The organism is Longibacter salinarum (genome assembly GCF_002554795.1).
Classification (GTDB): Bacteria; Bacteroidota; Rhodothermia; order Rhodothermales; family Salinibacteraceae; genus Longibacter; species Longibacter salinarum.
In genome coordinates, this window is record NZ_PDEQ01000001.1 from 163,607 (window position 1) to 182,529 (window position 18,923).

General features: G+C 59.7%; 15 protein-coding genes. 13 read left to right on the forward strand and 2 right to left on the reverse strand.

The genetic code is table 11. The annotated features are described in order from the left end of the window. Positions 1 to 113: 113 nt before the first annotated feature. Positions 114 to 1,277 carry a formylglycine-generating enzyme family protein gene (locus tag CRI94_RS00635; RefSeq protein ID WP_098073732.1) on the reverse strand — a complete coding sequence of 388 codons (1,164 nt, stop codon included), beginning with the start codon at positions 1,275 to 1,277 and terminating at the stop codon, positions 114 to 116. 862 nt (positions 1,278 to 2,139) lie between these two features. Here CRI94_RS00635 and CRI94_RS00640 point away from each other — a divergent pair. From CRI94_RS00640 to CRI94_RS00670, 7 genes are all read left to right on the forward strand, one after another. Then, positions 2,140 to 3,756: a universal stress protein gene (locus CRI94_RS00640; protein ID WP_098073733.1), complete on the forward strand. Its 1,617-nt coding sequence runs from the start codon at positions 2,140 to 2,142 to the stop codon at positions 3,754 to 3,756. A gap of 37 nt (positions 3,757 to 3,793) precedes the next feature. Beyond that, a complete protein-coding gene (locus CRI94_RS00645) occupies positions 3,794 to 4,147 on the forward strand; it encodes an MrpF/PhaF family protein (protein WP_098073734.1) in 354 nt (117 codons plus the stop codon). A 60-nt stretch (positions 4,148 to 4,207) separates the two neighbouring features. Then, the gene (gene mnhG / locus CRI94_RS00650; RefSeq protein ID WP_098073735.1) at positions 4,208 to 4,645 is read left to right on the forward strand and encodes a monovalent cation/H(+) antiporter subunit G; all 438 of its coding nucleotides are present in this window, start codon (positions 4,208 to 4,210) and stop codon (positions 4,643 to 4,645) included. 119 nt (positions 4,646 to 4,764) lie between these two features. Next, positions 4,765 to 7,614: a putative monovalent cation/H+ antiporter subunit A gene (locus CRI94_RS00655; protein ID WP_179862094.1), complete on the forward strand. Its 2,850-nt coding sequence runs from the start codon at positions 4,765 to 4,767 to the stop codon at positions 7,612 to 7,614. Positions 7,615 to 7,681: 67 nt separating this feature from the next. Then, the gene (locus CRI94_RS00660) at positions 7,682 to 8,038 is read left to right on the forward strand and encodes an NADH-quinone oxidoreductase subunit K (RefSeq protein WP_098073736.1); all 357 of its coding nucleotides are present in this window, start codon (positions 7,682 to 7,684) and stop codon (positions 8,036 to 8,038) included. Between the two features lie 80 nt (positions 8,039 to 8,118). Then, positions 8,119 to 9,648, forward strand: coding sequence for a Na+/H+ antiporter subunit D (locus tag CRI94_RS00665; protein ID WP_098073737.1), 1,530 nt, complete (start codon positions 8,119 to 8,121; stop codon positions 9,646 to 9,648). A gap of 127 nt (positions 9,649 to 9,775) precedes the next feature. Then, the gene (locus tag CRI94_RS00670) at positions 9,776 to 10,255 is read left to right on the forward strand and encodes a Na+/H+ antiporter subunit E (protein ID WP_098073738.1); all 480 of its coding nucleotides are present in this window, start codon (positions 9,776 to 9,778) and stop codon (positions 10,253 to 10,255) included. Between the two features lie 43 nt (positions 10,256 to 10,298). Here CRI94_RS00670 and CRI94_RS18115 read toward each other — a convergent pair whose 3' ends face one another. Beyond that, positions 10,299 to 10,715 carry a DUF5684 domain-containing protein gene (locus CRI94_RS18115; RefSeq protein ID WP_218919331.1) on the reverse strand — a complete coding sequence of 139 codons (417 nt, stop codon included), beginning with the start codon at positions 10,713 to 10,715 and terminating at the stop codon, positions 10,299 to 10,301. Positions 10,716 to 11,121: 406 nt separating this feature from the next. Here CRI94_RS18115 and prfA point away from each other — a divergent pair, with 406 nt between their 5' ends. The 6 genes from prfA to CRI94_RS00705 all read left to right on the forward strand — a co-directional run bounded on the left by prfA (position 11,122) and on the right by CRI94_RS00705 (position 18,911). Further along, on the forward strand, positions 11,122 to 12,195 hold the full coding sequence (gene prfA, locus CRI94_RS00680) for a peptide chain release factor 1 (protein ID WP_098073739.1): 1,074 nt from the start codon (positions 11,122 to 11,124) through the stop codon (positions 12,193 to 12,195). 275 nt (positions 12,196 to 12,470) lie between these two features. Continuing rightward, positions 12,471 to 12,881 (forward strand): 30S ribosomal protein S6, encoded by a 411-nt coding sequence (gene rpsF, locus CRI94_RS00685; RefSeq protein WP_098073740.1) that lies wholly within the window; start codon positions 12,471 to 12,473, stop codon positions 12,879 to 12,881. Positions 12,882 to 12,943: 62 nt separating this feature from the next. Beyond that, entirely contained in the window at positions 12,944 to 13,156 is a 213-nt protein-coding gene (gene rpsR, locus CRI94_RS00690; protein WP_098073741.1) for a 30S ribosomal protein S18, read from the forward strand. A 71-nt stretch (positions 13,157 to 13,227) separates the two neighbouring features. After that, entirely contained in the window at positions 13,228 to 13,686 is a 459-nt protein-coding gene (gene rplI, locus CRI94_RS00695) for a 50S ribosomal protein L9 (RefSeq protein WP_098073742.1), read from the forward strand. A 230-nt stretch (positions 13,687 to 13,916) separates the two neighbouring features. Beyond that, the gene (locus tag CRI94_RS00700) at positions 13,917 to 16,079 is read left to right on the forward strand and encodes a protein-disulfide reductase DsbD family protein (protein WP_098073743.1); all 2,163 of its coding nucleotides are present in this window, start codon (positions 13,917 to 13,919) and stop codon (positions 16,077 to 16,079) included. A gap of 39 nt (positions 16,080 to 16,118) precedes the next feature. Further along, complete coding sequence (locus CRI94_RS00705) at positions 16,119 to 18,911, forward strand: DEAD/DEAH box helicase (protein ID WP_098073744.1); 2,793 nt, start codon at positions 16,119 to 16,121, stop codon at positions 18,909 to 18,911. Positions 18,912 to 18,923 lie beyond the last annotated feature (12 nt).

Consider the following 18,923-nt stretch of genomic DNA (forward strand, 5'->3'; position numbering starts at 1 on the left):
GATTATCGGAGGCTGGCGCATCCGCTAAATGGAGACCGTCTGAGGCACCTGTATCCTATCGACTCGCACGCCGACAACCCACGCCGGCGTGCGCATTGGTGCGATCGGAGCAGTTATTCACCGCCGGTCGGGGAGGTTGGTGATGCTTTTTTCGTTTCGCGCGCTCGGTCGTTGGCGCACCGAAACCCAATTCGAAGTGTGGCTGCGGACTGTTCCTGAAAGTCGCGGAACCCCACGCCCAGACGGAAGGCATTTGATTTCCACGATCCGCCCCTGATGACGTGACGCGACTCATCCTCGTCGCGATGGAGCGGGTTGAAATCAGACAGATCGTTGTACCGTGGCGTGTACGCATCTTCGACCCATTCCGCCACATTCCCTGCCACATCATGCAGTCCCCAGTCATTCGGGGGGTATGATCCGACCGGAGCGGTAAATGCGTAGCCGTCGCTGTCCTTTCCACGACGCCCCGGGTCGTAGTTGGCGAGGAATTTCCCATCCTGCTTCTGGATAGAAAATCCGTCCCACGGGTAAATCCCGCCGACGATCCCTGCTCGGGCGGCGTATTCCCACTCCGCTTCGGTCGGAAGGCGCTGGCCTGCCCAGGAGCAATAGTCTCGTGCCTGTTTCCACGTCACAGCTACGACCGGGTGCTGGGCGAACTGATCACTGTAGAAGTATTGCGACCATGCGACGCGAACATCGGCCTGTTGCCATGCCGTCGAGTCCGGACGGGCCGCCGTGCGACGGGAGGGAGGAATCGAGTCCAGGTACGCTCGGTAGTCTTCGTTCGTAACCTCGAACCGGTCGATATGGAATTGAGAGAGCGAGACCCGCTTCCGACCGGCAATCTGAATGTTGAACGGATCGGCGTCCGTGAGTCCCATGATGAACGTACCCGCCGGCAGACGGACGGATTGTTCGTCGCCCGATAGCATGGGCGTGCCCGATACAGGCGGAACGCCAGGATCCTCAAATGGGGGCGGACCGCTGCGAGGGACGACGAGCGGATCACTGTTCTTTAGATCCTCTCTGGCATAGGGCCGCTCGTATTTCTGCTGGGCCGGGCCTCCTGCACCAGAGGCTGCGGGGTCCTCGAACGGAGTCTGGACCGACTCACCGGGAGTGCGTGTCGTTGATCGATCCCAGCCGCGGGGACCCGTGTACTCACTTTTTTCTTCCGACGAATCCTCGTCGTTCTCTGTCGCCGCTCCTGACCCACCGCAGCCGGTGAGAGCGAGACACGCGACGACAAAACCGCAAACGATGAGACGCATGAGGAATTGAAAACCGATGGAGGGGAGGTGGGCAGGGTGCAAGATGTAGGAGGACACCGGTTAAGCGCAAATTCCGAGGGTCCACCGAAACAAAAACTCGCAGAGTATAAGCAAACGGGTGATGCGTCTATACGAAAAACCGCAGCCATTGCCGTGCCGAAAACGATGACATTGTGTCGGTCGGTCGGATACGCTGGCAGCGGGGGGCGACCGGTGTAACACCCTCGTTGCGATAGTACACCTAACGGGTCGAAAATCCCGGAAACTCAGATGAAGGATCGGGGTAGACGGATTTCAATTTTAATGGGCGTCTTTAATGGCGTCTATTTTCTCCTGGGCCTCTTACGTTACTGGCGGTACCGCTATGACGCTCTCCATCTCTTTTGGTCTGGGTGTTCACATCAAGCCTCATTGCTCAACCGAGGCGTGGATTCTGTCTGTGAGCGAAGTTCTTCTCGAACGCTCGTCGATTGTGTGCTGATCTGCAGTCGCATGTTGCAGGTTGCATGCGTCACTTCGCCGAACGGGTGAATTGTCCTACTTGTCGTCTGGAGGGCATCCTGTGTGACGTCGGTGCGTGGGCTTGTACGTCTGATCGAATAGGGTCCGACGTTGATTCCGAGCCTCGTGTCCTCTCGTCACACGTCTACCATGCGTTTCGGAGGTGAGGTTTGATAACCCGGTCGAACGCAGGTAAGCGATCCTGCGAGATGCTGAGTGGCTAGTCGCCATTTTCGCCCGTTTCGCGACGCGGATATGGGATCAAGGTACGTCGCAAGCCGCGCTTGCATAGCCATCGTGGCCATCGCGCTCCATTGTGTCCGTACCTGTACAAGGGATGCAGATAGATGCGTTTTGAGAAATGACACAGCTGAATTCAATCCTTGCAGCGACCGACCTTAGCGTCGGGTGCGATGCCGTTCTCCATTCGGCCGCCCAGTTGGCCGAAAACACCGGGGCTGAACTCCACATCGTTCACGTCGCCTCCGAGTGGGATCGTCATGCCGTCGAGCCGAGTGAGGCACTTGATGCTCAGGTTCGTCGCGTATTGCCGTACGGCGGCGCTCAGTCCGTCGAAGTACGACATGACCGGGCGTTTCATGGCATCCTTGTGCATGCAGCGCATGTGCATGCCGATCTCGTTGTGATCGGAAATACCCGGATGTCGTCCATAGCGGCACGCCTTCAGGCCACGACGGCCGAACGCATCGTTCGGTCAGCGGAAGTACCGTGTCTGGTCGTTCGTTCGCCGTTTATCTGGCCGGTCGAGCAGTTTGGCGTCGCCGTAGACGGGACGGTTGCCGACCAGGGGCTGGTGCATCTGTTGAGCGACTGGATTCCACGTTTCGGCGGCGCCCCGCAGGTCACGTTTGTGAATGTACATGGACATTCAGAAGGGGATGGTCTGACTCCGGTTGACGTCAGTGCGAGAAGAGCGGAGCAGGTGTTTCCGTCGGAGGTAGATGTGTCGGTGATTGATGTCAACAGCGCGGATCCAGTCTCTGGTCTGACCGAGTGGGCGCGAGGCTCCACCGTACAGTGGCTCGTCGTCGCAACGGCCGCCCGTCAGGGCATCGACCGCCTCTGGAATGGTAGCCGAGCGGCCCGTTTGATCCAGGAGGCGCCCTGCTCTGTGCTTCTCGTCCCGTCGACCTACTGGCGGCGGTCGCCCATTCACCTCGACCGGATCGCTGTGGCGGTCAGCGCGGAGGAGCAGGGGGGCGCACCGCGTCGCTGGATCGATGACCGCATCGCCCGTGCGCAAACGCCGATCCAGGCCGTTGCTATCGATGCGTCCGAATCCGTGGTCGACGCCGCATGGGATGCACGAGCCGACCTGATCGTGGTAAGTGATGACCGCCTGCCTGGAGATACGCGATCGCCCGTGAATCCCGAGTTGGTCCAGGTTCTCGAGCAGACATACGTCCCGGTGCTTGTCCTGCGAGATCTTCCGGAGGGCCCAATCGAGCGAATTCTCGTCGCGGTAGACACCGGAGAGCTATGGTACGAGAAGTTTGGGTGGGCGAGACGGTTGCACGAGCGCTTCGGCACGAAGGTGACGGTCCTTCATGCCATCGATCTTTCGCTGCGAAGCAAGGTCCGCCGTACGCCCGGGGGCGAGTTCGTGACCGGTCTGTCGACGTGGATGAATGACGACATTGAGCGAACGGTGCTACCCGCGATGCGCGCCTGGTTGTGGGAGCGCGTGCGACTCGCCGGTCTACCGGAGGATGCGGTGGACGTGGAGGTGACCATGACCGACCCATGGTACGCGATCCCCACGTTCGCAGAGTCAATCGGGGCGGATCTCGTAGTGGCTGCTGCCCACAGTCGGCCGGGGCCGGACCCTGCGCCACTCAGTCCGATCACGCGCGCTGTTCTGATGGGCGGCACGTACTCGGTGCTCGCTGTCGTGGACCGTGAGCGCGCGGTCGCCCGCTCGTTGCGTGATCAGAAAAAGAGGACGGCAAAGGTCTGAGTGTGCGTCCGCTCCATGCCTACATACCGACACGTTGATGATTACCGTCGCATATCTGCTCATTGGCTGCGCGCTTCTGCTCGTCACCGGCCGACTTCTGTACGGTCCAAGTTTGTCCGATCGCATTGTCGCGCTCGACATGCTATCGTTCATCGCCGTGGGACTGATTGCCATCTACACCGTGGCAACCAAGTCGGCCGTGATGCTTGATGCAGCGATGGTTCTAGCTTTGATCGCATTCCTCGGTACGGTTGCCTTCGCACGGTTTGTGGAGCGAATCCGACCACAAAAAGAGAATGCGACACCGGCAACCAGCACGTCTCTAGCCCCGACGCGTGGGGCAAGAAACGACGCTGACCATACGCGGCCGCGCGAATCGACTGCACGATGAATCTCCTTTCTATACGGCGTGAATTCACGAACGCGTTCGCCTATTAACTTGAAAAGTTAAATGACTGCTCTTGTCTCATTTTGTCTGATTGTTGGGAGTGCATTCGTGCTCGTCGCAGCCATCGGGCTGGTTCGCCTGCCCGACTTGCTCATGCGCATGCATGCGGCGACCAAAGCAGGTACGCTTGGGGCCGGCCTTCTGCTTACAGCCGTTGCGGTGGCCGTGCCGGGCGAGGGCGTCGCGGTAAAGGCCATCGCGACCATCGTCTTTCTCGTGATGACAGCACCCATTGCTTCCCATGTCATCGCTCGGGCTGCCTATTACGCTGGCGACGTTGTTCTCTGGGAGAATACATTCGTGGATGAACTCGCTGTATTCATTCGGTCGGATGATAGCTGTCGTTCTGGTGAGACGGAGGCTGAATGGGGAAGTCCGGCCCCTGAAGAAGATGTGTCTGTAAGGCCACCCTCACGCAGAAGAGGCGCACCTTCTTTCTGACGTCAGCCGCGTACGATTTGAATCGACCTCTGCGGGTCATTCATACGGGCTGCACCATCTGTATACGCGTCCAGAGGGCCTGACGCGATGTCCTGACTGCCGTCTCTACGTATTGGGCCATGATTTTCGCCATTCTGATTACATTTCTCATCGCAGGTTGCGCTCCGTGGATTGTCTCGCGAACGGGTCGCCACGCGGGCTGGGTGCTTGGCCTCGTTCCTGCAGCTCTTTTCGTTTATTTTGCGACGTGGATACCAGTCATCTGGGAGGGCGGTATCGGTCGCGTCACCGTGGAATGGGTACCGACGCTCGACATTCAGTTTGCATTCGTTGTCGACGGACTGAGCCTGCTGTTCGCCTTGCTCATCGCAAGTCTGGGCACGGCTATCCTCGCGTACGCTGGAACGTATCTGGAAGGGGATTCGGACCTCGGGCGGTTCTATGCGGCGTTGATAGCGTTTATGGCGTCGATGCTCGGGCTCGTCCTGGCAGATGACCTGATTGCTCTCTTCGTGTTCTGGGAGCTAACCAGCATTACGTCCTATCTGCTCATTGGCTACAAGCATGAGAAAGAGTCGGCTCGGTCCGCTGCGCTCCAGGCCCTTCTCGTGACGGGCGGCGGTGGCCTTGCGTTGCTGGCTGGCGTACTGCTCCTTTCTCTGATGACGGGAACGACATCCATCTCTGCGATTCTCGCCTCGGGGAGTGTCGTTTCTCAGCACGCCCTGTATCTACCGGCATTCGTGCTCATTGCAGTCGGCGCGTTTACGAAATCGGCCCAGCTGCCCTTTCACTTCTGGCTGCCGAATGCGATGGAGGCGCCGACGCCCGTTAGCGCGTTCCTGCACTCGGCGACGATGGTCAAAGCCGGTGTGTACTTGCTTGCTCGACTGGATCCCGTGCTCGGAGGAACGCCCGCATGGACCTGGACGCTGACACTTGTCGGGGGCGCGACGATGTTGCTCGGCGCGATTTCAGCCGTCGCACACACGGATTTGAAAAAGGTGCTGGCGTACTCGACCATCACAGCGCTCGGGACGCTCGTCGTGCTGATCGGCCTGAGCTACCCGTCGGCGTTGAAGGCGGCCGTGGTGTTTTTGATCGTTCACTCGCTGTACAAGAGCGTCCTCTTTCTGGTCGCCGGTGCCGTTGACCACGAGACGGGGACGCGGGACATCCGGGAGGTGAGCGGGCTTCGGGGTAAAATGCCGTACACGTTCGCTGCCGCGGTACTGGCCGGCCTCTCCATGGCCGGCTTGCCACCGCTCTTCGGGTTCGTTGCGAAGGAACTCACGTATAAGGCAAAGCTCGGCGTCGAGGGCATGAGCTGGGTGCTTCCATCTGTCGCTGTCGTGGCGAATGCACTAACGGTGGTCGCCGTAGCGATCCTCGTTATTGGGCCGTTTCTCGGTCGCGCACGGAGCCCGAAGGCCGTGCACGAAGCGCCAGTCGCGATGTGGTTGGGACCCGTTATCCTCGGAGCGGCAGGCCTTCTGTTTGGTCTGGCGCCGGGTCTGCTTGCGGGGATCGTCGGTCCGGCCGTCGATGCCATGGCCGGCGAAGCCGTGCCGATTCAGCTTTCGCTGTGGTATGGCCTGAATACGGCGCTCGTCTTGAGCGTGATCACGATCGTGCTCGGTGTCATCGGAGCCTGGCAAGTTGAGACGCTTCGTGCGGGCATTCGTCGGCTCGACGGCCTACGTTCGTTCGGACCGCAGGCTGTGTATGTATGGGGCATGGCGGCTCTTCCGCGGGTCGCCAAATGGCAAACAGCTTTCTTCGAGGGCGGAAGCCTGCGAACGTACCTGCGATCCATCGTCCTGACGATCCTCTTTCTGGTCGGCGGCACGTATCTCTGGTTCGGCGAGGGTCTGGTCGTGCCCGTGCCCTCACTGCAACCGATCGAGTTGATCGTCGTCGGGATGACTGTTATCGCCGCGGTTGCAGTGACGGTGGTTCGCTCTCGTCTCGTCGCCGTCACCGCCCTCGGTGTGGTCGGCATCGGCGTAGCTCTGCTCTACGTATTCGTCAGCGCGCCCGACCTTGCGATGACGCAGTTTCTCGTAGAGATCCTGATCGTCGTGCTCGTACTGATGTTGATGTACAATCTGCCGGATGAGCCGGTGCTCGAGTCCGTGCGAAGCCGAGTCCGCGATGCCGCGATCGCGATCGGGGCCGGAGCACTCGTGACCACCGTGCTGCTCGCCGTGAACCAGGTACCGATTAGCCGTCACCTGTCTGACTTCTTCGGTGAAACCGCCGTGCCCGGTGGTTTTGGGCGCAACGTCGTCAACGTCATTCTTGTGGACTTCCGAGCACTGGATACGCTGGGCGAAGTGGCCGTCATTGCCGTTGCCGCCATCGGCGTTCTGGTTCTTCTGAAGATGAAGGGGCAACTTCCAGTGAGCATTCCGTCGCCTCAGCCGTCCGTCGTATTGCAAACGGGTACACGCCTGTTGATGAGTGTGCTCCTGCTTGCGTCGCTGTTCTTGCTCTGGCGAGGGCACAACGAGCCAGGAGGAGGCTTCATCGGTGGGCTTGTCGGGGCCGCGGCCCTCGTATTGTACACGATTGCCTATCGAGCCGAAGGAACGCAGCGCATTCTCCGCGTTGCTCCGCGCATCCTCGTCGGTGCCGGGCTCGCGGTGGCGCTTGTGAGCGGCCTTTTCGCTGTCGTGACTGGACAACCGTTCCTCACGGGCCTCTGGGTGAGCGTCGGCGACTCCGGGGCGCTCAAGCTGGGAACACCGCTTCTGTTCGACATCGGTGTCTTTATTACGGTGGTCGGCGTGGTGCTGACGATGGTGCTTTCACTTGAGGCGTTGACGACGGACGGCGGAGAGGAGAATAGCTCGTTCTCTGCCCCCGGAAGGAGCCAGGCCAATGAATCGACACACGAGGGTTCACGATCGGCGCCCGACCGGGTGCCCGACGTACCGATCGATTCAGAAGAACTCCCCATGACGTGACCGAGAGGCCCGAATGAATCCCATCGGGTCTTGATGTCGACACTACGACTCAACCTTACGTACTGCGATGGAAACCACACTCGCTATTTTGGTCGGCATACTGACGGCTGCAGGGATTTACCTCCTGTTGCGTCGCAGCATGCTCCGTATGCTGTTCGGGCTCATTTTGATATCCAATGCAGTCAATATTCTGATCTTGACGGCCGGAGGCGTGCGCCGAGGAGCACCGCCTCTCGTTGAGGCCGGGAACGTGGCGCTGGGGGCAGGGGCCGCGAATCCGCTTCCCCAGGCTCTGATTCTAACCGCGATCGTGATTGGCTTTGGTCTGATCGCATTCGCGCTCGTTCTGGTGTATCGGACGTATACCGCCCTCGGCACCATGGACGCCGATATCGCCGCTGAGAAACGTGGTGAGGCCGCTTAGCATGGTCTACTCGCGGTCGGTCGACCAACGTTTGGTCCGACGACAGCATCCTTCGTACGCTTTAACCGTGATGGAGTGAGATGGCAGATGTACTGATTCTCCCGATTCTCGTGCCTCTGGCCACGATGGTGGCGACGCTTCTTCTGTGGAGGGCCGTCTGGGTACAGCGGGTGCTCCACATACTGGGGGCATCGGCACTACTTGTCGTGTCCATACTGATCGCCTCAATGGTGTGGGAGGGAGGCATCCTGCATTTCAATGTGGGATCGTGGCGCTCCCCGTTTGGCATCACACTCGTGGCCGATCTGTTCAGTGCGGTCATGCTCTTCATCGTCGGATTGACCGGGCTGGCGGTGGCTATCTACTCGATCGGGTCAATTGACGACGAGCGCGAAAAGTACGGGTTTTACCCCCTGTATCATGCCCTCATCATGGGCGTGAGCGGAGCGTTCCTGGCGGGCGACCTGTTCAACCTGTACGTCTGGTTCGAGATTATGCTGATCAGCTCGTTCGTTCTTCTGGTCCAGGGGAACGAGAAGGAGCAGCTCCGCGGCGCGAGTACGTATGTGATCATCAACCTGCTGTCCTCTCTTTGTTTTCTCGCCGCAATCGGACTCCTTTACGGACTGACCGGGTCGCTCAACCTCGCTGATCTTGCTGTTCGCCTTCCCGGTGTCGATGCACCGGGAGTGGTGACGACCATAGCCATGTTGTTCGTGATTGCGTTTGGGATTAAAGCGGCGATCTTTCCGCTGTACTTCTGGCTTCCCGCTTCCTACCACACGCCGCCCGTGGCTGTATCGGCTATCTTCGCGGGGCTGCTCACGAAGGTGGGGGTCTACGCCCTGATTCGCGTGTTCACCCTGTTGTTTACCCAGGATACCGGATACACGCACGGGCTTCTTCTGGGAATCGCCTTGCTGACCATGGTCACCGGCGTGCTCGGTGCGGCGGCACAGTATGAGTTTCGAAAGGTGTTGTCGTTTCACATCGTCAGCCAGATCGGCTACATGGTGCTCGGGCTTGCGTTGTTCACCCCGCTCGCCCTGCTTGGCGCCGTCTTTTACATCGTGCACCACATCGTCGTCAAAACGAACCTCTTCCTCGTCAGCGGCATCGCGCACCGGTACCTGGACACGTTCGAATTGACATCGCTCGGCGGTCTGTACAGGTCGAAGGCCTGGTTGGCGATTCTCTTCTCTATTCCGGCTCTGTCGCTCGCGGGTTTACCTCCGCTGTCGGGCTTTTGGGCGAAGCTCGTGATCATTCGAGCGGGGCTGGAAGCGGAGGCATACATTGCCGTGGCGATTGCATTGGCTGTCGGCTTGTTGACGCTGTATTCGATGACGAAAATCTGGAATGAGGCGTTCTGGAAGCCGCTGACGCGGGACGTAGCCGAGATCAGTGAAGTGAATGTCTCATCCATTGCCTCAACGAGGTCGCTGATCTGGATGGTGGCGCCGGTTGTTCTCCTAGCCGGCGTGACACTCGCGATCGGACTCTATGCAGAGCCTCTGGCCGTGGCTGCCGACCGGGTGGCAGGTGAATTGTTGCTTCCCGAGGCCTACGTCGATGCCGTCCTCGGCCCGGCCTCCGTGGCTGAACGATAGAGGCGCAGACCGCGTCGAGCCGGATCGGTCTGAGACATCTAAAGCAGGGTGCGTGGCCAGGGGGCACGCATGCGACAGGTCGTAACCCGGGTAAACACATGACTACCCAAACAACGAACGAAAGCCGATGAACCTGTTCTTTCTAAATCTCGCTCTCGCCGCAGCGTGGGCAGCGGTGAACGGGTCTTTTTCCGCGGCAACACTTGCCGTTGGGTTTGTGCTTGGATACCTCGTGGTGTTGATCGCGCGGCCTGTTCTCGGGCCGTCTGCGTACTACTGGGGATTGTGGCGAGTCCTTGCATTCCTCACATATTACGTCTGGGAGTTGGTGTGGTCGAGCATCCGCGTGGCTATTGACGTTCTGAACCCGCGCTTGAAGGTGCGTCCCGCTGTAGTTCGAGTGCCTCTTATTATTCGATCGGATGTGGAAGTCACGCTACTGGCGAATCTGATTTCTCTCACGCCAGGCACACTGAGTCTGGATGTCGAGGGTGGGAATACTGCTCTTTACATCCACGCGATGGATGTAGATGAACCCGATCGGCTCAGGCAGGAGATTCGTGACAGGCTGGAGCGGCGCGTGGTTTCTCTTACATCTCCGCGCTAGCCGCAAAGAAAACGCCCGACGTGCTCAGAGGCACATCGGGCGTTTAGTTAACGATGTTCAGGGCATTATGCGGTAGCGCTCGCCGTGCCCGCATCTGCGGCCGCAGGGCCTTGGTATTCTGCATCACCAAACGCCAGGAGGGGGAACATGATGATCGGCAAGAACACCATGGCAATGCCATAACCGGATCCTTTCCCGAAGCTTTTCGCAAGGTCGATGCAGACGATGAAGCCAAATATGAAGGTGAGGGGGGGGGGACCATCAGCAAGATGAACCACCAGCCAGGTCGCCCGATGATGTCCATCAATACGATTGCGTTGTAGATAGGGACAATCCCTGCCCAACCAGGCTTATCTGCCTTGGTGAAAATCTTCCACCACGATGCAAGCACGATCGCGATGAGGCCGAGATAGAGAAGGAAGAATGTAGCACCAAAAATTGCACCTGCGCCGTCGCTCATAGTAGGGGGCGTCGGGATTGTATAGGGGAAAAGGAGGTCGGGTTGATCGCGGACGAAAGCCAAGGGCTTCACGTATCGTCCACACTGTCACCCGTCATAATAATAGACGTAAAAGTAACAATCGACCGGACATCCTTTCCACTCATGTGTGCAGAACGTGTCGTTCTAATCCGGAAGTACGTTTCGGGGCGGTTGTCGCGTCGGACATTCGACGTCGCCGTAGCGTTCCTGAATCGCCTCGCTGGACCGGGTTTGTCTTCGCGTTATCTCCGTCTGTACGCTCTCGAATCGGGTAGAAGGAGCAAGCCTGGATGTGAGCATGATGGCGAACCTCCGACCCGCGGAGACGTACACCGAAAATTGCAATCCGACCCCGTCCCTGCCGATTTAGAGCGACGCGCAGTACATGATCGAATTAGAGAAGCTAGAGAAGATAAAACGCCGTTTTGAGGAGATCGAGCAGTTGATGGCCGATCCAGAAGTGGCCACCGACTCCTCGCGGATGCAAGAGTTAGGTCGCGAGCATGGAGAGTTGCGGGACGTTGTTGCAGCCATTCGAACGTATGAAAATCTGCTGCAGGAGAAGTCCGACCTGGAGGAGCTCGTGGAGACAGAAGATGGCGAAATGAAGGACCTCGCCCAGTACGAGCTGGAGGAACTGACCGCCCGGCTGCCGTCGGTCGAGCATGAGCTCAAGATGATGCTCATTCCGAAGGATCCAGAGGACAAGAAGGACGCCATTGTCGAGATTCGTGCGGGCACGGGTGGAGACGAAGCCGCACTCTTCGCCGGCGATCTCTTTCGCCTCTACACGAAGTTTGCAGAGAAGAAGGGCTGGAAGTACGAGGTGATGGAGATTGCCGAGGGGACGCAGGGCGGATTCAAGGAGGTTGTTTTCGGTGTCCAGGGGAAGGGCGTGTTCGGCACATTCAAATACGAGAGTGGCGTTCACCGTGTCCAGCGCGTTCCAGAGACGGAGTCGAGCGGCCGCATTCACACGTCAGCAGCGACGGTTGCCGTGCTCCCCGAAGCGGAGGAGGTAGACGTGGACATCAATCCGGCCGATATTAAGATCGACACCTTCCGCGCAACGGGCCCCGGCGGTCAGTCGGTAAATACGACGGACTCGGCCGTCCGGATCACGCACGTGCCGACGGATACCGTCGTGTCGTGCCAGGACGAGAAGAGCCAGCACAAGAACAAGGCGAAAGCCATGCGGGTGCTGCGGTCGCGCCTGTATGAGAAAAAGCTTGAGGCGCAGCGCAAGGAGCGGGACGAGGCCCGTCGCTCGCAGGTCGGAAGTGGCGATCGTTCGGCTAAAATCCGCACGTACAACTTCCCGCAGGATCGCGTCACCGATCATCGGCTGGAGGGGAGCGAGAAAAATCACGCGCTGCAGGACATCATCGACGGCGATCTCGACCCGATCATCAACGCCCTCCGTGCGGAAGAAAATGCCGAGCGGCTGGCGAATCTATAACTGCAAGTGCGAAGGGCTAAGTGCGAAGGGCTGAGTGCTAAAGAGTGCGGGTACGACGTTGGGACGTCTGGCACTTTCACACCTCCTCACTTCAACACCTAAACACCTGCCGTCCCCTTTTCCCAAAACCTTCAACGCTACGGGGCGACCTTCTTTGTTGCTTTCCGTACACATCATCTGCTGAGCGTTCCCTGCTCCTTGCAGCGATCCTGCCAGGGTCGGCCGACGAGGGGCATGATATACGTTCGTCATTCCAAAGGGAAACCAACCCAATTATGGCATCGAAGAAAAATCAGTACGAGCTCACATACGTCATCAGTGGGGTCGTCAAACAGAACCAGATCGACGACATCGTCCGCTCCATCACACAGTATGTGGAAGGCAACGGCGGTGAGATCATCGAAGTCGACGAGTGGGGCAACCAGCGCCTCGCGTACGAGATCGACAAGAAGCGTAGCGGATACTACGTCAACATGTACTTCCGCGCGCCGGGCGACCTGATTCCGAAGGTCGAGCGTCAGATGCAGATCAACGACGACATCCTCCGCTACCTCTCGCTGCGGATGGACGCCAAGATGGTCCGCCATTACGAGAAGCAGAAGAAGCGTGCCGCGCGCAAAGCGGAGGAAGAAGCTGCCGCCGCTGAAGCTGAAGCCGAAGCGGAAGGAGAGGAGGACGACGAATAACCTCCCCGGCGCGTCCGCGCCGCCGACAGACGCTTTCCATCTATTGACGACCCTATCTACCCATGGCGAATAACAACGAGCAGGATTACGAGCATATCGAGTACGTCGACTACAAGGACACGGAGTTCTTGCAGCAGTTCATGAACAACCAGGGCAAGATCTTGCCCCGTCGTGTGACCGGCGTTCCGGCACGCGTTCAGCGTCAGCTGACGGTCGCGATCAAGCGAGCCCGTCACCTCTCGCTGCTCTCCTTCGTCGAGGATAACGTCCGATAACCTCGACCCTGGGTCGCTTCCGCGGCCTGTCCGACGTACACGTACTGTTCAGAACTGTATCGCACAAACACATGAAGGTCATTCTACTCCAAGACGTCGATCACCTCGGCGAAAAAGGCGAAATCCACGAGGTGGCGAACGGCTACGGCCGAAACTACCTGATTCCGCAGGGGATTGCCCGCCTTGCTACCGACGGCGCCATCAAGCAGGCACGCGAAGAGCAGCGTCAGGCTGCCCGCAAACAGGCAGCGAAAGCCGACGAGGCACAGGATCTCGCTGACGAGCTCGAAGACATGCAGGTCGTCTTCACCGCGAAAGTGGGCGAGGACAACCGCATCTTCGGTACCGTCACGACGCAGCAGATTGCTGTTGAGCTTGCCAACCGCGGCTACGAGATCGACCGTCGTAGCATCGACCTCGATGAAGACATTCGCGAGGTGGGTACCTACACGGCGCACATCCAGTTGCATCCGAAGGTGAAGGCGAAGCTATCCATTCAGGTCATTCCTGAAACAGGCGCCGACTTTTAGAACCACCACATTCCGGCTGAAGGTTGTTCGAAACATCGGTGGATCGGCCCCCGGGGTCGTGCCACCTGGCAACAACCACACAGGGTGCTCGTTCTCTCGGAGAACGGGTACCCTTCGTCGTTACGGTCGTTGGGTCCGGTTCAAAATCCACAGACGGTGGACCCGAACGCGGTCGGTTGCCATCGTTCCGTGACCCCTTTCGATCGTTCAGTCATATTGCGCGACGTTCTATGCGCCACTTCGGGTCCACTCTGCTCCTCATCTGTGCCGCGACTCTCGCCCTCGTCGGCCTTTCGATGCCGACGGACGCGTCCGCGCAGCCGATGGGAGCACAGACGAAGGTATCGTTTACGGCGTCGGCTGGCCCTAAGACCGCGGGTCCGGGTGAGCAGGTATCCGTCCATGTCGATCTCACCATCGATGAGGGCTGGAAGATGTATGCCGTCGATTCTCCGCCTCCGAGCCGAGGTGTGAATCTGCACATCGACGACATACCCGACGGACTGTCGTGGTCTGGCGAGGTACTTCAGGATACGCCGCAGCGCGGCTACGACCCCAACTTCAAGAAGGAGGTCACCTACTTCCAGAACCGAGCGCACATCTGGGCGGATCTCGACGTGGAGCCTGGCGCCTCTCCCGGACCGCGCACCGTGACCGGGAAGGTCGAGTACATGATCTGCGATAAGGATATGTGCTACCCGCCGGTACGAGAAGCCTTCGCCGTCGATGTCGTCGTCGACGAGGGGAGCGCTCCCGTAGCCGATGCCGGGGCAGATGCGGGCGATTCAGGTGCGTCCGCCGAAAGTGCTCCGGACGACGCTCCCGCTACAGCCTCCGACGGAGGCAGTGGAGACGATGGGGAGGATGCGGGCGACTCCGAGGCACAACGTGGAAGCGATGGAGGAACGGCGGCCCCGCCAACTGGGAACGATGGATCGGATAAGTCACGTCCTGGAAATGCGGCACCTGAGTCGCAGGAATCGGCGTCTGCAGCTCCTGCGTCTGCGCTGGACGAACTGAATGATGCTCGCTCGGATGGTCTCCTCGGATTTCTCTTGCTCGCGATTGGGGCGGGGGCCGCGGCGCTTTTGACCCCGTGCGTCTTCCCGATGATTCCGCTCACCGTCTCGTTTTTCACGAAGCACTCTGAGTCGCGGAGTGAGGCCGTCCGGATGGCGTCGCTCTACGGATTCGCCATCATCGCGACATTCACAGGACTCGGCGTGGCCATGGCGATGATCCTCGGCGCGGCCGGGGCGCAGTCCATCGCTGCGAACCCGTGGGTCAACCTCTTCATCGGGTCGGTCTTCGTGATCTTTGCGCTGTCGCTTCTGGGGCTTTTTGAACTACGGTTGCCGAGCGGACTCGTTAACTACTTCAACCGTCGGGGCAACGAGCGGCAGGGCGTGGCCGGCGTTCTGTTCATGGGCCTCACGCTCACGCTCGTCTCGTTTAGCTGCACGGCACCGTTCGTCGGTGGACTCCTCGCAGCCACGTCGGGCGGCGAGTGGTTCTATCCCGTGGTCGGTATGCTCGCGTTCAGCGCGACCTTTGCCGTTCCATTTATCGGGTTCGCCATGTTCCCGCGGGCACTGGAGTCGCTGCCGCAGTCCGGGCAATGGATGAACGCGGTGAAGGTGACGCTCGGATTCGTCGAGCTGGCCGCTGCGCTGAAGTTTTTGTCGAACGCCGACCTCATCTGGGGGACGCAGATCCTCTCGCGAACGCTGGCCATCGCGCTCACGATCGTCATTTTCTCGATGGCGGGCCTCTACCTGCTCGGTAAATTGCGGCTCAAGCACGAGGCGCCCACGGCGTCGATCGGGAGCCTGCGCCTGCTAGCCGCAACGGCCTTCTTTGGTTTGGCGCTGTTCATGCTCCCGGGCCTCTTCGGCGCACCTCTCGGTGCCGTCGACGCATACCTGCCGCCACGCCAGGCCTCCGATCCGAACCTCTTTGTTTCGGGCGATGCTCGCAGTTCGGAGAAAGGCAATAGCGAGTTCGAATGGCACACGGACGAGATCGAAGCAGCGTTCACGCAGGCGGCCGAGGTAGACAAGCCGGTATTCATAGACTTTACCGGTTACACCTGTACAAATTGCCGGGATATGGAGGCGAACGTCTTTCCGCAGGCCCCTGTCGCGGAGCAGTTTCGATCCGACTTTGTCCTGCTGCGGCTCTACACGGACGCGCCGCCAAAGGGGACTGAGTTCCAGCGCTATCAGCTGAAGCTCACGGGGACAACCGCCCTGCCAACCTACGCTATTGTCGATCCACAGGACCGGTCGCTCATCGAGAAGGACAGCGGTGTCTCGTCTGTAGAGGATTTTGCGGACTTTCTGCGGCAGGGAAGAGCAGAGTTTCAGGATCAGAGGTTGGCGGACGCCCGTTGAGAAGGCGTTCTTATCTTTCCGTTCTGAGCCGCCCCCTTCATGGCCGACCACCCGGGTCCCGCCGTCTTTCGGTACGCACACGATTGCTTTCGTGCGGACCACCGCCGAACCACACTCTGGGATCTCTTTCACGCCCGTGTTCGCCGGAAATATATCTTCGAGGGGGAGGAGGATGTGATGAACGGTGAACTGCCTCACGCCGTCGTCGACCGGGGTTGGGGGGAGGAGACGCGCTCAGAGGCCCGGATGTACGACGCGGAAACAGTACTTGTGATGGGGTCGCTGTTCGTCACCGGGCAAACCGTGGTGAATGGACACGACATGACGCTCTGTTCGCCCCTGATCATCGTCCCGGCGAATCTGGTTGAGCGTGACGGCTTCCTGTTTGCTCGACCGGACCGGCGAAGGCGTCGAATCAATCACGTGCTGCTGCAACAGATCGGTCGCAAACGTCTGACGGATGAGGCTGTCGATGCTGTGATCGGTCGTTTGCAGGCGACGCTCTCGGGTCAGCCGATTACAGGCGAAATTGCCAGTCAGCTTGCCGAAGAACTGGAGGCGGGTGTCGGCGTGGACGTCTCACCACTTGCGGCGTATCCCGCACGCGCAAGCGAGAAGGTGCTCCGCCGCCACCGCAGGGAGACGAAGAGCGGGATCTTTCGTTGCGTCCCCGCGACGGCTGTAGCCCTTATCAACCGATCGGTATCGACGCGCGGGATCCTGCATGAGCTGAACGAGATTGCCGGATCTTCGAAGACGAGTGCACCGCTCCGTACGCTCTTTTCAGATGCAAATGACGCACAGGGCGACCCGGCGCCCGGTCACGCCGACGTCCCCGCCGTACTGAGCAAGGCTCAGCACAACGTACTGAAGCGAGCACGCACACAGCCCCTGTCGATGGCGATTGGGCCGCCGGGAACGGGCAAGTCATTCACGATCGCTGCCGTGGCGGTCGAGCACGCGATTCGAGGGTCCACCGTTCTGGTTGCCTGCAAGAAAGATCACGCCGTCGATGTCGTCGCCGACATCGTGGACCGTCAGTTCGGGCTCGGGCAGTGCATCGTCCGGGCGGGTCGGCAGGACTATCTTCGCGATCTAAAACGGTATCTCGAACAGGTGTTGTCCGGCGTTCACACGGCCGATGCCCCATCGGCGAAGCGTCTTCGCGCCGTAGAGCGTCGTGTGGAGGAGATTCGGATTCGGGTATCTCGTTTAGAAAAATCTCTCGAAGCGGATCTTGACCGGCATACCGACTGGGGGAGGATTCTCGCTGCGGGTGATCCTGGCCTGTGGAGCCGGCTCCGGCAGCGATGGATTGCCTGGAGAGTCGAACGGGGCACGGCACTCCCGGAACGAGCGGGACGCCTGTCGGAGTTGCGCTCGCAACAGCTTCGAGCGACGCGCGACCTCGTTCGGAGGAAGCATCAGTTCAATCTCGCGCAACTTCTCGACGATCACCGAGGCGACCTCAAGCAGTTCCTGAGTGCCATCCGAGCACGCAACAGCGGTACGCAGCTCCAGCGCATGCAGCAACTGCATCTGCCGGCTGTTCTACACGCGCTTCCGATCTGGCTCGTGAAAATGTCCGACGTATCCGACATTCTTCCGCTTGTTCGGGAGTGCTTTGACCTCGCCATCATTGACGAAGCATCGCAGTGCGACGTGCCGAGCGCGATTCCCGTTCTGCACCGTGCACGCAGAGCGCTGATCACCGGTGATCCGCGCCAGCTGCGCCACATCTCATTCCTCTCGACGGATCGGCAGCAAGAGATTCGACGAAAGCACAAGGCGGGAGAGAATCCCAATCGCCCTCTTTTCGACTATCGAAACCACAGCCTTCTCGACGTCGTCAGCGACGCGCTCGAATCACAGCGGGACGTTTCGTTTCTGGATGAGCATTTCCGGAGTGTCCCACCCATCATCGAGTTTAGCAACGAACGGTTCTACGGCGGAGCCCTTCGCATCATGACAGAGAAACCGGATGCGCATCGTCCCGAGGCTCTTCGCCTCGTCCAGACGGGCGGGACGCGAGACGCCCGTGGGGTCAACCAGGCCGAGGTTACTGCTATCGTCGATGACGTGGAGACCCTCGTGGAATCACAGGCGAGTCAACCCACGCCGACGAGTATCGGCATCCTGTCACCGTTTCGTGCGCAGGTGGATGCCCTGCGCGAGGCCATCCGGTCACGGTTTACGGTGGACGTGATCGATCGGCATGACATTCTCGTGGGAACGGCCCACACGTTCCAGGGAGAGGAGCGAGAGTCCATGTTTTTGTCCTGGTGCGTGGATGGCAGCGGCAATGGAACTGCGCGCCGGTTCGCGGAGCGGCCAGACGTGTTCAACGTTAGCGTCACGCGGGCACGAAGCCGGCAATGGTCATACGCATCCGTCGATCTCGATGCGCTGGGCGTAGATGACCTGCTCGGAGCATATTTGCGCTATGTGGATCGCTACGCTGGAGCGGTGTCAATACCCCGTGTGGATGCGCATGATCGGTTTGCCGAAGACGTCGCAGCGCAGTTGCGGGAGGAGGGCTATCGTGTGTGGGTCGGTTTGTCGATTGCCGGTCAGACCGTGGATATTGTGGTCGAGACCCGCGGTCAGTACGCCGGCATCGATCTGATTGGGTATCCCGGCTCGTTCAGTGACGCGATTCCGCTGGAGCGATACCGAATGTTCGGGCGCGCCGAGTTGACGGTCGTGCCGCTGTCGTACCCGGACTGGACGACCGATCGTGCGGCGTGTATCGAAGAACTCCTCACCACGTTGCCATCTCCTCACGAATCCGCGAGCGAAAAACAGGAACCTGCCGTTCGGCAGTCACTGTGAACCGGGCGCGAT